The sequence below is a fragment of the Butyrivibrio sp. AE3006 genome (genome assembly GCF_000424165.1).
Taxonomy (GTDB): Bacteria; Bacillota; Clostridia; order Lachnospirales; family Lachnospiraceae; genus Butyrivibrio.
Window position 1 is genome coordinate 151,439 of sequence record NZ_KE384144.1, and the last position, 16,511, is coordinate 167,949.

Sequence of the window (16,511 nt, forward strand, 5' to 3'; positions counted from 1 at the left end):
GACTACCTATAGGTGAGGGCCGTGGGTTATTCTGATTGATTATTTCGGTATTAGCCCCAAAGAAAAAAGAAATCTTTCGCTATAAAATATTGGTTTGAATATGACGATATATATCTTGAAACACTAAATTGTACAAGATGTATCTCAAACCGGTAATCGCGAAGGTACCATAGAAATGGGGTGATGCCTATGTGGGTTAAGAGGACACATAGTAAAGATAGTCAGAGGGACAAGCACCAAACCAGAGAGGTTCGAGAACCTCCTCCCATGAGACTATCCAATCGGGATACGGGGTAGATCTGTAATCAGATTTAAAACGAAAATGGAGGTGTCGATATGGCCGCACAGGCTAATGGACAGACTGGTAACGGAGGAAAAGGCAACAAGACAGTTGTAATCTTGCTGGGAGTGATAATCGTTCTTCTGATCGCAGTAGTTGGTGTGTTCGGAGCAATGCTTCTAAAGAGCAACAAAGCCAATGAAGAATTACAGCAAGCTGCTACTGAGACGCAGGAAAAACGAGAAGTGGTAGTATCACAGGACAATGCGGAAGAACTTGCCGAAGAGATGATTCAGCAGGAGTATGTTGAACCAGGGTATTACGAAGTTGTCATGAGTACAACATGGCATTTCCCAACAGGGGATGAAGAGTCAAAAGATTCTTATGTTGAAAATGTACCTTCAAACACAAATGACGTATACTTCGATTTATTCTTAAGTGATGATGAAGAGCATACTATTTATGAATCACCAATCATACCCCGAGGCGAAAAGCTGGAAAATATCAAATTAAACACAAAGCTTGAAGCGGGAACATACGATTGCTTGATGATATATCATCTGGTTGATGAGAATCAAAACAGCGTCAGTGAAGTTCGCGTTGGACTAAATGTAATAGTAGAGAAATAACTTAAGTAACAACCATTTCAAGGATGAAATGGATTATTTAACAAAAATCAAGGAGGAAACGAAATATGGTTAATTTTAAGAAATTTGTAGCACTTGCTCTTTCTGCAACAATGATCGTTGGCGGAAGTATGACAGCGTTTGCAGCTGCTCCAACTGAAGGTAGTCAGGATGGTTCTGGTTCCAATGAGGGACATGTAAATAAGGAAATTGTTGATGTCCTTATACCTACAACTACAACTACATCATTTGCTTATACTATGGACCCTGAGCGACTGATAACAGCTACAGATGCAGCTAAGTATGCTGAGGGAACAACTTTCCCTATTGGTGATGATGATACTGGAGTATATTTCTTGACAGCAACTAATACATATGCAAATACAAGCAATAAGGTTCAGGCTATCAACAAAGGTGCGGTTGCCCAGATGTTGACAGTAACTGCTAAACTTACCGCATCTGAAGGCGGAAAGGATATTGCTGTACTAACAGAAGCACCTGATTCCGAAGCAACTACTCCAGGATTGTATCTTGCAGCAAAAGTAGCAGGAGTAACAAATGCTTTATCAACAACAGGTAGTTCTTGGATTATTAATGTACCTGGTAACGAAGGTAATTATGAAGTTGCTGTTAAAGATGGCGCGTATGTATTCCAGAAGAAGACTTCAGGGCTTACCCCTTGGAAGGCTGCAGATATTGAGGTTACTGGTGCAGTAACTAATGGTATAGCTGTAGAAGATGGAACAACAGCACCCAAGATTACTCTTACTTGGAAGTTTGAGGCTGTTCCGCAGACAGCTCCTTCATGGACAGCAGGTACATCACTTAGTGATTTCTCTGATGGACCTGCTACAACTGCACTTAATGCAGTGGTTATTGATGGAAATGATGTTTATGTGAAGATATTTGCGGATAATTCATCAGTGGATGCAAGTAAGTTGACATCATTCAAATTGAATAATGTTGATAAGACCCCTAATGTGTTGTCAAATGGAGTTATAGAATTGCGTGGTGCAGCAACGGAGGCAGGAACATATAATGTAACTCTAGTATATGATGGAACTAATTATGCAGGGTCAGGGACAAAGCAGTAATTAGTTTATCTGAAAATATTAGTGATTGAGATAGTTTATAAAAGAGATGGGACAGTAGTTTCATCTCTTTTATGATTTTTGATGAGTATTATGAATATATAGGAAAGTGATAAAAAAGGGAATAACCATCGATTAACAGTAGGATAATTAAACATGAAAAGACTTAGCAAAGAAATAAATTTAAAAAAATGTACAGGATGTTTTTTATGTAGAAATCTTTGTGCAAGTAATGCGATAGACTATTCTTATGATTCTTTGGGGTTCAGATACCCAGTAATTAATACCGAATTATGCAAAAAATGTAATAAATGCGTGAATAATTGCCCTACAATGACAAAAATAAATGAGCATTCTTTGCCTGACTGTTATGCTGTACAGAATATAGATGAGATTCGGGCGATTAGTTCTTCTGGTGGAGTTTTCTTTGCTGTTGCGGAGGCATTTTTGAATTTAGGTGGATACGTATGCGGTGCTACTTTTATTGACGGTGAAGTTAAGCATATAGTTATAAATGATGCTAGTCAGTTAACATTACTTTGCAAATCGAAGTACGTTCAGTCTACCATAGATGATGTATTTAAGCCTATAAAACAACTTTTGATGCAAGGAAAACGAGTATTATTTTCTGGAACGCCGTGCCAATGTCATGCAATTAGTGTGTTTTGCGGAGAGACCGAAAATCTATATTTGATTGATTTGCTATGTATGGGGGTTCCATCACACAAATTGTTGGATAAATATATAAGTGAATCAATAGATATGAATGTCAAGTCGGTAGATTTTAGGCACAAACCGAATAATATGTGGAATTACTCTTTTTCGTTATCTTTTTTTGATGGAACTAATAAGATAATTATTCCTAATGAGGATTGTACATTTTTTAATTTCTTTAATAAAGGATTATCAATAAGAGAGTCATGTGTTGAATGTGAATATGCAACAGTAAATAGAGTTGGCGATATTACATTAGGTGATTTTTGGAATATTAAGTCTTATGACGAGAGTCTTGATGATGGGTATGGAACATCGCTTGTTTTGGTAAATGATTATAAAGGAGAGTTTTTAGTAAGAATAATTGAAAATAAAGTAAAACTTATAAAAAAGCTACCAATTGAAGTCGCAGTACAACTGTGTTCGTCATTAAGTAGTCCAATGGGAGATTCGTACTCTAGACAGCGATTCAAGCAGAAATGCAATGACGAATCATATGAAGAAATGATGATAAGCGTAATGAATGAAAAAGCTGATTGTGGAATATTAAATTATTGGCCATGTGACGATAATGGAGCAATACTTACTGCATACGCTTTACAGGTTAGTTTGGGAAAAATGGGATTTACAAGTTTGTTGATAGACTATGGGGTAAAAAGAAATCCTAGGGGAATATCACGTCATTTTGAAGCACAATATTTGAAGACTGCACTTTCTATTCCTAAAGCAGATAATAAGACATTAAATGATAGATTTGATAATTTTTTGGTTGGATCAGATCAAGTATTTAGAAGAGAATGGGTACCGGATTCATTTTTTTTGGACTTTGTAAACGATGAAAAAAAGAAAATCGCAGTTGCGGCATCTTTTGGTAAAGAAAATGTTAGCTGCGGGTATCAAGAAAAAAAGCAAATGAGCTATTGGCTAAGAAGATTTGATGCTGTTAGTACAAGAGAATTTTCCGGGATAAGGATACTGAAATCATTAGGGATTAAAGGAATACAAATCATTGATCCTGTTTTTTGGATACAATCACAAGAATATATAAAGAATTTTAGTTTAAGTAATAGAAAGCAAAACATGTTTTCAGTATATTATCGAGATATAAATGAGATAAATATTGAGACAATAATTGAGCTAGCAAAGAGTGAAGGCTGTTTTGTGAAAGTATTAGATGATAATACTGAAGTTACTGATTTTGTGGAATCAATATGTAATTCAAGATACGTGATAACGGATTCATATCATGGTGTATGTTTTTCAGTTATTTTTCATGTCCCTTTCCTTTGCACAATGAATGAGAAAAGAGGGAATGATAGGTTTTATTCGTTAATTGAAGGGCTTGGTATACCTTCATCAGCTTTTATAGAGGATAGTGAATTAAATAGCAAAAAATTGAGAGATATTGTATTTGATTGGGATGAAATTGATTATAGAGTTGAAAAAGAAGGAATAAAAGCAAGGTCATGGCTTTATAAAACGATTAAAAAGAGAAAGGGTAAAGCACCTCAAATTAGAGCGGAGGTATACAAATATAAAATAGAATTAGTAAATATGTTCAAACATTTTATAAATATTTATATATGGTGGATATCTAAAAAGAAACTAACTGTTTGTTATGGGGCAGGAAACTATGGTAAAAAAGCAATAACAGAGTTTGGTGATAGGATTGATTTCTTTATTGATAGAGACAAAAATAAAAAATTCATAGATAGATATTGTGTTTATCAATTCGGTAAAGCGCAAATGATAATGAATGAGGACACAGATATTATTATTACTGCCGCGGGTAATTTGTACGAAGAAATAAGGAGTATTCTCGTAAACAAAGGGTATAAAAAGATTTTTAGTATTGAAGAATACTCAGTACTATATCATTCAAGAGGTGATTTATGCAAATGAATTACATGGCGAATATTTTAGTTTGGCCTTGTGCGACCTTTAAAGAAGACGAGTATTTGTGGATTTTTCATGGGAAAATTAATGCATTATTTCGTTATAATTTAATGAAAGAAAAATTAGAATATATGGCATCTTTAGTAGATGAAAAATCTGTTCAAGAATCACTAATGTGTCAAATCGTTAAAGTATCAAAAAAAATTTACTTAATACCTCATTGGGGGAATCATATACATTTGTATGACGTTACATTGGGAAGAGATACTATAATACATTTGCGGAATGAAGAAAAGTATAGAGGAAAAAGATTATTTTGCGCCGCGTATTTGCTAAATAATCAAATATATTGTGTGCCAGATAGCTACAATTATTTTATTGCAATAAATCCGGAAAACAATGAGATTTACTATCTATTTGATGTAAAAAAACAACTAAGTGATTATGGTATAGATATGAAATACATTACTTCTTCAACCATCAATTTGCAACAAGAAATATATGCAGTTATGGCAGATAGTAATTTGCTTATTAAACTAGATTATGAGAAAAAATGTTTCTCATTGATAAAACCTATCAATGAGAAGTCGATAATTAGCCATTTGGTGTTCTTGAACGGCTGCAAGTATGCCATAGAATATGGATATGATGGAGAAAAGCGGAGAGTTGTTAGATTAGAAGACGGATGTGAAATTTATGAAGTTAATTCATTTATTACTTTTGGCGTACTAAAGGATTGCATTCTGGTTGATTCCGTACATGAGAATTGGATGGAAGTCATTGATGAACATGGAAAAGTTATTCAAAAAATTAGTGAAGAAAAATTATTAGGATATCCGATGTTATATTCATATAATCATGGAATACTAGTAGGAAATGAGCAGAAGGATTATTATTTTAGTAGAAGAACTAATAAAATTATGAAAGTTAGCAATGATAAAATTTTTACTCGAACGGGGAAACTATTATTCGGAAAGTGTCCGCTAAATCTTTTTTGTGGAAACAGTTTGTATGAGGATAGGTATACGAATTTAGAAGCATTGATGCGTTTATTAGGTTGATTCAGAAAAGAGAAATATTATGAAATATGTATTATTTGGTGCAGGGGAATATGGCCATAAAGCAGTACAGTATTTGGGTAAAGATAATGTTGATTTTTTTGTTGATAATTTCAAAGAAGGCATATCTGAAGATGGAATAGTTATATATAAATATAGTGAAGCAAAAAAAAATATTTTGAGAAAAAGAATAATTATCACTACATCAAATGATAGTATGGAAAAAATATCTAAACAATTATTACAGGATGGAATTAGTTTTATATCTTATGCCGATTTGCAAAAAGAGGTTGCTAAGAAAAATAGAGAATCCAAGCAAGATTTTTTATCAATATATAAAAATGCTATTCGCTGGATTAAGAATAATTCAAATATTGGAGAAGGAATATCTGTTTCAAACATAAATAGAAAAAGTTATCCAGAGGTAACTGGTTATTATATACCTACTTTATTAAGGTGGGGGTATAGGGAAACCGCTGTTTCATATGCAAAATGGTTAATAACGATCCAAAAAGAGGATGGTTCATGGTTTGACTCTGATGATAAGGATCCATATATTTTTGACAGTGCGCAGATAATAAAGGGATTGTTAGCAATAAGAATGATTCTACCGAGTGTAGATGAAGCCATTATAAAAGGTTGCAACTGGATTTTATCTTGCATGAATGAACAGGGAAGACTAATTACACCAAGTAAAGCTTCGTGGGGAAGTAGAGTAGGTGTTTGCGATGAGGTGATTCATCTATATTGTTTGTCACCATTAATAGAGGCTGGAAATATATTTATGAAACCACAGTATATAGAAGCAGCGAAAAATATCTTGGATTATTACAAATCTAACTATTACGATGAAATTATAAATTTTAGCCTATTATCGCATTTTTATGCTTATGTAATTGAGGGCTTGATTGATTTAGATGAAATCGAAATGGCTGAACTAGCCATGGACAATATAGAGAGTTTTCAAAAAGAAGATGGGGCAGTACCTGGGCTTAATAATGTAAGTTGGGTATGCTCTGTTGGATTATTTCAGCTCGCTCTTATATGGTTTCGATTAGGAAATATTTCAAGAGGAAATAAAGCATTTGAATATGCTTGTGGATTGCAAAATGCTAATAGTGGGTGGTACGGAAGCTATTTATATGACGCTAACAATGCAGAGGATAATTTTTATTTCCCAAATAGTGAGATAAGTTGGACGATAAAGTTTTTTTTGGATGCATTATATTATAAAAAAATGACTGAGTTTGATTTAATTTGCGACGATTTTTTAACTGATATAGACCGAGAAGATGGGAGATATAAGATTATTTTTGACGAGTTAAAGAAATTAGGAGAGGAAAAACATGCAATTTTAGATGTTGGATGTGGAAAGGGGCGATATTTAAATAATCTAAAGGTTGATTTACCTAATAATACCTATGCGGGCGTAGATATATCAGAAAAAATTTTGAGTTTTATAGATGACAAAAAAACTATGCTTAGGCAAGGTAGCATAACAAATATTCCATTTGAAAATGATGTGTTTGATTTTACCTATTCGTGTGAAGTCCTTGAGCATGCGATAGATATTGAAAGCGCAATATCTGAGATGGCAAGAGTGACGCATAAAGGTGGGAAGATAATAATAATAGACAAGAATATAGAGTGTCAGGGAAGATTGGAAGTAGACGATTGGGAACAGTGGTTTGATGTAGAAGAATTAAAAAACATTATTGCCAAGTATTGTTCAACTGTTAGTGTGTATAAAAATGTAAAATACGAAAAAAATAAGATGGATGGATTGTTTTGTGCATGGATTGGTACGGTAAATAGATGATAAAAATATTAACTGTATTTGGAACACGACCAGAAGCAATAAAGATGTGTCCAGTTATAAGAGAAATGCAAAGAAATAGTGATATAAGTAACATATTGTGTGTTACTGGTCAGCATAGAGAAATGCTTGATTCAGTACTAGATATTTTTGATATTTGTGCTGATTATGACTTGAATATTATGAAGGATAATCAAACATTATTGTCAGTTACGCAATGTGTTATAGAAGGGATTGATAAGATATTAGACAAAGTGTCACCAGATTTAGTGTTAGTTCATGGTGACACTACTACAGCTTATGCAACTGCTTTGGCTTGCTTCTACAGAAAAATTCCTATTGGCCATGTTGAAGCAGGCTTAAGAACCTATGATATAAAACAACCATTTCCGGAAGAATTTAATAGAAAATCAATAGATATGATGGCGGAAATTCTTTTTGCGCCGACCGAGAATGCAAGGAGGAATTTAATTGGTGAAGGGATTCCTGAGGACAAAATAACTGTGACTGGAAATACAATAATAGATGCTATGGGGATGACTGTTAAGCCAGATTATATGGATGAAAATTTGTTATGGGCTAGCGATAGTAGACTAGTACTTTTGACGGCACATAGGAGAGAAAATTTGGGCGAACCAATGAAACGTATATTTTTAGCGGTAAAAAGAATTGTGGAAGAGTATGAAGATGTTAAATGTATTTTCCCTGTTCATCTGAACCCATTAGTTCAAGAAACGGCTGAAAAGGTATTAGGTAATGTTGATAAAATAAGATTGATAAGACCGATGGATGTTGTTAGTTTCCATAATTATATAGCACATTCGTTTTTGGTTTTGACGGATAGTGGTGGAATACAAGAGGAAGCGCCAGCAATAGGTAAGCCGGTTTTGGTAATTCGAGATGTAACAGAACGACCAGAGGGAATACAGTCGGGTTCCCTAAAACTAGTCGGCACGGATGAAAAAAACATATATTCATCGATTAAATGTTTGCTCGAAAATAAGGATGAATATCATAAGATGAGTATAGCAAAGAATCCATATGGGGATGGAAATGCTTCAAAGCGTATTGTTGATACAGTATTGAATAGAATCAAATAGTTCATATAAAGCATTAAAGGGGAAAATGAGTAGAATGGTTTCTATTGTGCTACCTGTATATAATGGCGAAAAGTATTTAGATGAGTCTATTACAAGTATTATAGAGCAGAGTTATAAAGATTGGGAATTGATAATTGTAGATGACTGCTCTGAAGATGATTCGTACTATATAGAAAAAAAGTACGAACAAATTGACGGGAGAATCAAAGTTTATAAAAATGAAATGAATAAGAAACTACCGTTTTCGCTGAATGAAGGGTTTCGTCACGCGAATGGAGAGTATTTTACATGGACTTCTGATGATAATTTATATGATCATTTTGCAATCGAAAGAATGGTTCATGAATTAGATTCGGATAAAAATCTAAGTATGGTTTATGCAAATTATAGGAATATCGATGAAACGGGGTGTTTTATAAGGGAAAGTGATAATCAAGACGCTCAATATATGGTACACGGAAATGTTTTTGGGGCATGTTTTTTATATAGAAGAGATGTTGCCAATAAAGTTGGATTATATGATGAAGATTTGTTTTTGGCGGAGGACTATGATTACTGGATAAGAATATCAAAATATGGTCACCCCAAAAAGATTTCAGAAGTATTATATAGTTATAGACGGCATTTACAATCTTTATCTGAAACAAAGAAAGCGCTTGTTAATCAGCAGACGTATAAAGTATTGGAGAAACATTTTTTTTATCTATATAAAATTGCGTTAAAGTATAATCTTCAATTTCTGCTATTTGATCAAATGGTTAATAGAGTAGATGAGACTATGAAAGATGATATGATGGAAACATTATTAAATATGGATCCTGATTATGCTTTGAGAGTAAATAGAGGAGATGAAGTAGTAAAAATATCAGGAGTCATCTTTTGGGGGTGCGGGGTAATTGGACAAAAATCATTGGCATATTGGAAAATGTATGGACTAAAACCAGAATATATTTGTGATAGTAATGGACAATTAAAGGGAAGAGAGTATTATGGCGTTGAGGTAATAACGCCAGATATGTTGGATATTAATAAAATAAGATTGATAATTGTAACGGTAAAGGATGGTGGACCTATTATTAATTCATTGATAGATATGGGGGTTAAAAAAGAAATAATTAGCACCTCGATTTATCCATTTTCTAACGAGATACTTTTTAATTAATAAAAGGGTGTAATAACAGAGCTATAAGTTGATCAATCTACTATAATCTTAATTTGTATAGGAGCAGATTCTATGGGTGATATCTCAATTATTATTCCTGCATATAATGTAGATAAGTGGATTTCAGAATGTCTGGATAGCGTAGTGTGTCAATCGGAATACATAAAAGAAATAATAATAGTTAATGACGGATCAACTGATCGAACTATTGATATTTGCGAGAAATATAAAAAAAGGTGTCATAAGATATCTATTCTTACGCAGGAGAATAAGGGACTATCTGCAGCTAGAAACATAGGAATGGAGGTTGCTAATGCGGATTACTTGCTTTTTTTGGATGCAGATGATTATTTGGCGGAGAATTCTTTAGTTCAATTACATAAAATAATTAGTGAATTTAATTGTGATGCAGTATATTTTGATGCAGATATAATTGGGCGCAATATTACGCCCCCCAATCCATATGATAGAAAGAACATGATTGAAGAAGGTATGCATGATGGCAAGAGCTTTTTTGATTATTGTTACCCTGAAGCATATGTCGCATCCTCATGTATGACACTGTATTCAACTAGTGTTATAAAAGAGTGTGAAATCCAATTTCCTGAAGGAATATATTACGAAGATAATTATTTTACATTTGCGTTTATGCAAAGTGTGAGGAGCGTATATTATTTACCACTTAAATTATATCGTAGAAGATATAGGGAGGGAAGCATTACAACAAGTGAATATACGTTGTTACATTATGACAGTCATATTAAGTGTCTAGGATTCATAGAAAGCTTTATGTGGGATAATATATCAAGAAGTGGAGAAAAATGGGCACTGTATGTTCTGGATTGGCTGGAGTTGATAGTTCGTTATTCAGAAAGAGTAAAACAAAAAAACATATTTGAAGATAAGTTTTATGCTAATGCTATAAGGAATGTGTTTGATAATGCGACCGATATTATTGAACGTAATAATGTTAATGATTCACAATTAAATGATGAAATATGCTATAAAGTACTAGCTTTGGAAAAAGCATTGAATGATAAATCTATTTTACCTGGATATAAATGGGGTAGATGTGTAAAAAAATATTCTCTTTTTACTAAGGAAATTTGTAAATATGAAGCAATTAAAACATTACTATTTGATAGAGGAGTAAAGATTGCAATATTTGGTATCGGGAAACGAACGGATGATTTGTGGTTTGTTTTATCTAAGTTGGATATTATGATTCAGGCAGAAATAACATATATGGATAATGAAAAGCATGGACATAACTATCGAGGGGAAATAATAAAGTGGCCGGCTGATTTTGATATATATGATTTGATACTAATTACTGCAGATTATCCAGTAGCGGAAGATATTGCTAAAGAAGTAAAAATGACTAGTAGTGATGTTAATATACTACATGTAGCATCTTCATATAGAAAAACTTTTTTTAGAGCCTCCAGGATGATTGCATGGGAATGATATGGAATTGTAATCGGATTTTTGCAGGGTGTTTGAGAAAAATACTTAATCAATAAATGTACCTTGAAAAATTCATACTTTACAAATGGATAATAAGATGCTATCCTTACATCTGTGCTTTTTCCATGCACGGTGTATGACGTTTCGTCAAATATTCCCAATTAGAGATTTAGTGTAATGATATGCTTTTGTTAGTCTGTTGTTAATCTTTTTTCTCGCCAATGTATGGAGAAATCACAAAATCTACGCATTGGAGGTTAAATTATTGAACGAAAAAGAAGATAATTCTATATATTCTGACACAGCATATGATGATGCTTTCAGAACAATGGAGAGCGAATGTGATGATCTGATAATTCCTTTTATCAATCACATGTTTGGGGAACATTATGACAAAACTGCAGTGATACACAGGCTTCGAAATGAGCACTTCGTGGAACATGAGGATGGCTCAAGTGACAGGAGAATAACAGATTCTCATTTTGAGATTATCGCTTCAAGTATCAAGAAAAAATATCATCTTGAGTGTGAGAGCAAAAAATACGATGGTACCATTCTTGTTAGAATTTTTGAATATGATGCTCAAATCGCCAAGGATGAAGGAAAGAGCGACATGGAGCGTTTTCGCGTTAGATTTCCTAACACAGGACTTTTGCTTTTAAGAAGATCTTCAAAGGCACCATCAGATGCAATCATAGAAATAGAGCTTCCGGATGGGAATGTAAAGTCTTATCCTATACCAATCATGCAGGTGGCGGACTATACCATTGATGAGATTTTTGATAAGAAGCTCTATATGCTGATTCCTTTCTATATTTTCAATTACGAAAAACAGCTTGAAATAATAAATGAGGATGAAGCAAAGATAGAAAAACTGATGGCCTTTTATCGCGAAATGTTTGATAAGCTCTTATCAGAAGTGGATAGTGGAAACTTGTCGCCATTATCTTGTAGTGCTATTATTAAATTAACGTATAGGGTCGCTTACAAGCTGACAAAGAAACGTCAGAACGTTCAGAGGAAAGTAGGTGATGTGATGGGCGGAAAAGTTTTGGATTTACCCGAGTTTAGAATATATCATCAAGGTCTGGAGCAAGGAATAAAAATATATATCAAAGATAAGATTGATGATAAAGTTCCGGAAGAAAAAATTATAGAGAAACTTATCTATAATTTTGATATATCTCCTGAAAAAGCAAAAGAGTATTATGAACGATTTGCAAAATGATTGATCGCTATAATTTGAAATCCACTGTGAAGTATGGTAATGACATGTTTTACAGTGGATTTTTGTATAAATACTAAAAGGGAACCAAATAGTAATGAGTAAACCTTGGATTTCGATAATAATAGCTACATATAATGCTGACGAATACTTAAAGCAATGTTTAGATAGCATTGTTAGTCAGAGCATATTTGAAAAAATTGAATTGCTCATCATTGATGATGGTTCGACAGACGGTTCCTCCAAAATAATCAGTGAGTATCAGAATAAATATACGAATATTGTCTATCAATATCAGGAGAATCAAGGAGCCGGGCCTGCCAGAAACAATGCACTTGAATTAGTCCATGGTTCATTTGTGGCATATATGGATGCGGATGATTATTATCCAGATAATACATGCTTAGAGGATTTATATAATGTTGCAGTTCGAGAGAATGCACTTATGTGCGGAGGAAATATAAAGACCATAGATAATGGCGTTGAGAAATATCGTTATAAAGCCGGAGATATGGATGATAATCATACCCAAAATGGTTTTATCAACTCTTATGAATATGGATCTGCGTATGGACATACGAGATATTTGTATAGCTTAGAATTATTGAAAAAGAATGATATAAAATATTCAAAATGCAAAAGATATGATGATGTTATATTTGTTATTGATGCCATAGTAAGCGCTAAGAAAATTTATGAATTAGATAGAGATGTATATGTAGTTAGAGTTAATCATAAATCATCGGATTACTCGGTATATTTATGGAAAGATAAACTATATGGATATAGAGATGCAATAGCTCATTTACAGCAGCTCGATATGCAATATCTATATCAGCATACTATAACGGGTATCATAGAAGATAGACTTTTTTCAGTTATTGTAAATAAGAGATTATACGAGGATGAAGAAGCAAGGCGGGCTATATATGAGATTGAGAATCTGATATCTAAGCCTGAATGGCGAGAGTACTTGAACAGACCGAATAATATATTGGAATATATAGACAGTGGCCTAAGATTACGAGAAGAATTAAAGAGTGTAGCAGTTATTAATAAATGCATAATATATGGTGCAGGCAATTATGCAAAACAGTGCCTGAAAATTATTAGTGAATACGTAGATGATAATATTTTGGGGATAGCGGTCACTGAAAAAAAAGGTAATCCGGACTATATTGATAAGGTAAAAGTAAGAGAAATTAAAGAGTATATACAAAATCTTGATGCATATGTAATCATTGCTGTTTCTGAAAAGTTCAGAGATGGCATTGTTAACGAATTGAATAAATACGGATTTAGAAAATATAAATGTTTTGATATGGATTTTGAAGACTTGATTTCCAGATATTCTGTATAGAATGGGGTGGTAGATGAAAAAGCGAATAGCTATCATATGCCCTACATTGAGTGGTGGCGGAGCGGAGAGAATAGCAGGGTTATTATCAATTCGACTTGCAGATTTGTATGAAGTATATGTGGTTGTTTTATGTGAAGATAAAGTTACCTATGATTATGGCGGGAGATTAGTTCTTTTCAGTGATGTAGCTGATTATAGAAATATGTCTAAGCCAGAAATTCTTCGTGTAATAAAGATTAAATACCGGATCGATATTTCTATAAGCTTTTTAGATTTAATGAATTATTATAATTTGATTGCTCGTGAGCAGGATAAAATTATTATCTCTGAGCGTAACACTTTAAGTCACTCAGATGGAATAAGCTATGTTGAGAAGCATAGAGCAAAGCAGTATTATCCAGCAGCAGATCATATAGTTGCGTGCTCTGCTGGAGTTGGGCAGGAGCTTGTAAAGGATTACGCAGTTCCGTCCGAGCTTGTATCAACAATTTATAATTATGTAGATATTGAGGATATCCGAAAAAAAGCTAATATGCCACTGGAAGACGAGATTATAGATTATCTTGGCGGTTCAGATTATTTCATTAATGTTGGAAGGCTATATAGTCAGAAGAATCAGGAAACACTAATAAAACAATTTTATGTTTATCATGAAAGCAAGCCGGAGGTAAAATTGCTGATAGTCGGTTCCGGCGAGAAGTATGAAGATTTATCAAGGCAGATTCAAGAATTGGGACTTAGGCAATTCGTTCGGATATTACCTTATCGAAATAATCCATTTAATCTTGTAAAAGGAGCAAAGGCTTTTATTTTGACAAGCCGATATGAAGGATTGCCCAATGTTCTAATAGAGGCAATGGCTCTTGGGGTACCGATTATCAGTACAGATTGTTTCTCCGGTCCGCGTGAATTGTTGAATGATGAAGTTGATTATAGTAAATATCTTGGTGACTTTGTTGTTGGAAAAAGGGGTATTTTACTTGGCAATCCGAAAGAAGATTTTACAGATGTTAGATTAGTAGATGCCATGAACTGGATAGATGATAATCCGGATAAAGTTCAAGCTATTGTTCATGAGCAGCGAAAATATATGGAGAATTATAGCATCGACAGTATTACAAACAAATGGATTGATGTTATAGAGAATACTCCAATAAATAAAGAGGCAAAGACAGTCAGAGAAATAGAAGTAGATTTGATGCAGGCAACCACAAAGCGATTTGTATATGGCGCTGGAGAGATAGCGCATAAGATATATAAGTATTTTGATGATTTATATGGAATAGATGGATTTATTGTAACAAAGCTGGGGGATGAAAAAGAAATAGACGGGATACCTATCCTTGAATATGATAAATCAATGATTGATGATCCGGATGTGACGGTTATAGTTGGGGTTGGTATCCAATATTTAAAGGAAGTGACAGAGCTGTTAGAAGAATCAAAATGTAAGATTTTTTATCCTAATACAGAATTTATAGATAATAGTGCTTACAAAAACTGCTGCAAATAGTTAAAAAGAGGTTGTTATAAGCTTTGGGTAAATTGTATGAACGTTGCTATTATTATAGATAATCTTAATGGCGGTGGTGCTGAACGCGTTGCGCAATATCTGGGTAATCATCTCTTGAAGCAAGGGGTAAATGTTTATTATTTTCTGTTAAATAAATCAAGAACAGATGTATATGAGGTTTCAGGGGAAATAGTAGATACCGGTCTAGGAAGAAAACTCGCAGGATTTGGATCTGATAAGTACAAAGATTCATATATAATATTTCAGTGTGGGCAGAAGCTTAAGAAGTATAAGAAGCAATATGGCATCGATATTTCAATTTCATTTATGGAAATGTGTAATTTTCTCAATGTTGCTTCTAAATGTAATGACAGGGTTATACTGACGATTCATACTACTTTGTCAGCAAGAAGCGATTATCATGGCACTTTATATGATCATAAAAATATTAGAAAAGTGTGCGAAAGAGCTGATACAGTCGTTGCTGTAAGCGAGTATATTAAAGCGGATTTAGTTAAAGACTATTGTGTAAAAGAATCCAAACTGGTAGTGATACCTAATACAGTGTACGGTGTAGATAAGAATGTTGATTCGGGCTCTCGCATATCAGGAAACAGCATTCTCTGCGTCGGGCGGCTTGTCGGGGTAAAGCAACACGACAGAATACTTAGAGCATTTTCATATGTTCGAAAAAGGAATAAGGAAGTAAAACTCTATGTTTTGGGCACGGGGAGTAATCTTGATTATTTGAAGTATATAGCTCAGAAACTTGGGATAGACGACTCTGTGTTTTTTATGGGGTTTTGCAACAATATGGGAAATTACTATTCAGGTGCAAGAGCTCTGGTAATGGCATCAATGGCAGAAGGATTTCCTAATGTTATGGTTGAAGCTATGACTTATGGAGCGCCTGTAATTACCACAGATTCACCCGGCGGTTGCGGAGAAATTGTGGGCAAAACAATGAATAGTTCGGGTATTCAGTATTGTGATTATGGTATTCTGACACCTTATATTAAGGGGAAAGCTCCGAGATCATCGGAATTAGAGCCGGAGGAAATTTTACTTGGAGAAGCTATGCTTAATATTATTGATAACGATGGTTTATATAAACGATATCATGAAGCATCGTTAAAAAGGGCAGAATACTATAGTGAAGAAAAAGTGATGAAAATGTGGGAGCAACTTATAGGCATTTGACGT

12 protein-coding genes are annotated in these 16,511 nt (G+C 33.7%); all 12 read left to right on the forward strand.

What is annotated here, in order from left to right:
- The first annotated feature begins 336 nt into the window (after positions 1-336).
- The 12 genes from G603_RS0116410 to G603_RS0116465 all read left to right on the forward strand — a co-directional run bounded on the left by G603_RS0116410 (position 337) and on the right by G603_RS0116465 (position 16,508).
- Positions 337-909, forward strand: a complete 573-nt coding sequence (locus G603_RS0116410; protein WP_026670903.1) for a hypothetical protein — start codon at positions 337-339, stop codon at positions 907-909.
- A gap of 65 nt (positions 910-974) precedes the next feature.
- Positions 975-2,000 carry a hypothetical protein gene (locus G603_RS0116415; protein ID WP_026670904.1) on the forward strand — a complete coding sequence of 342 codons (1,026 nt, stop codon included), beginning with the start codon at positions 975-977 and terminating at the stop codon, positions 1,998-2,000.
- 153 nt (positions 2,001-2,153) lie between these two features.
- Positions 2,154-4,613 (forward strand): polysaccharide pyruvyl transferase family protein, encoded by a 2,460-nt coding sequence (locus G603_RS0116420; protein ID WP_026670905.1) that lies wholly within the window; start codon positions 2,154-2,156, stop codon positions 4,611-4,613.
- Positions 4,604-5,668: a hypothetical protein gene (locus tag G603_RS0116425; RefSeq protein WP_026670906.1), complete on the forward strand. Its 1,065-nt coding sequence runs from the start codon at positions 4,604-4,606 to the stop codon at positions 5,666-5,668. The genes G603_RS0116420 and G603_RS0116425 overlap by 10 nt, the downstream gene beginning before the upstream one ends.
- A 19-nt stretch (positions 5,669-5,687) precedes the next feature.
- Positions 5,688-7,484, forward strand: a complete 1,797-nt coding sequence (locus G603_RS0116430; protein WP_081669962.1) for a methyltransferase domain-containing protein — start codon at positions 5,688-5,690, stop codon at positions 7,482-7,484.
- The gene (wecB, locus tag G603_RS0116435) at positions 7,481-8,581 is read left to right on the forward strand and encodes a non-hydrolyzing UDP-N-acetylglucosamine 2-epimerase (RefSeq protein WP_026670908.1); all 1,101 of its coding nucleotides are present in this window, start codon (positions 7,481-7,483) and stop codon (positions 8,579-8,581) included. The genes G603_RS0116430 and wecB overlap by 4 nt, the downstream gene beginning before the upstream one ends.
- A gap of 25 nt (positions 8,582-8,606) precedes the next feature.
- Complete coding sequence (locus G603_RS21740; protein WP_081669963.1) at positions 8,607-9,743, forward strand: glycosyltransferase family 2 protein; 1,137 nt, start codon at positions 8,607-8,609, stop codon at positions 9,741-9,743.
- A 72-nt stretch (positions 9,744-9,815) separates the two neighbouring features.
- Positions 9,816-11,210 carry a glycosyltransferase family 2 protein gene (locus G603_RS0116445; protein WP_026670909.1) on the forward strand — a complete coding sequence of 465 codons (1,395 nt, stop codon included), beginning with the start codon at positions 9,816-9,818 and terminating at the stop codon, positions 11,208-11,210.
- 265 nt (positions 11,211-11,475) lie between these two features.
- On the forward strand, positions 11,476-12,438 hold the full coding sequence (locus G603_RS0116450) for a hypothetical protein (RefSeq protein ID WP_051208022.1): 963 nt from the start codon (positions 11,476-11,478) through the stop codon (positions 12,436-12,438).
- Positions 12,439-12,532: 94 nt separating this feature from the next.
- Complete coding sequence (locus G603_RS21745) at positions 12,533-13,795, forward strand: glycosyltransferase family 2 protein (RefSeq protein WP_051208025.1); 1,263 nt, start codon at positions 12,533-12,535, stop codon at positions 13,793-13,795.
- Between the two features lie 13 nt (positions 13,796-13,808).
- Positions 13,809-15,308 (forward strand): glycosyltransferase, encoded by a 1,500-nt coding sequence (locus G603_RS0116460; protein WP_026670911.1) that lies wholly within the window; start codon positions 13,809-13,811, stop codon positions 15,306-15,308.
- 36 nt (positions 15,309-15,344) lie between these two features.
- The gene (locus G603_RS0116465; RefSeq protein WP_026670912.1) at positions 15,345-16,508 is read left to right on the forward strand and encodes a glycosyltransferase; all 1,164 of its coding nucleotides are present in this window, start codon (positions 15,345-15,347) and stop codon (positions 16,506-16,508) included.
- The last annotated feature ends 3 nt before the right edge of the window (positions 16,509-16,511 follow it).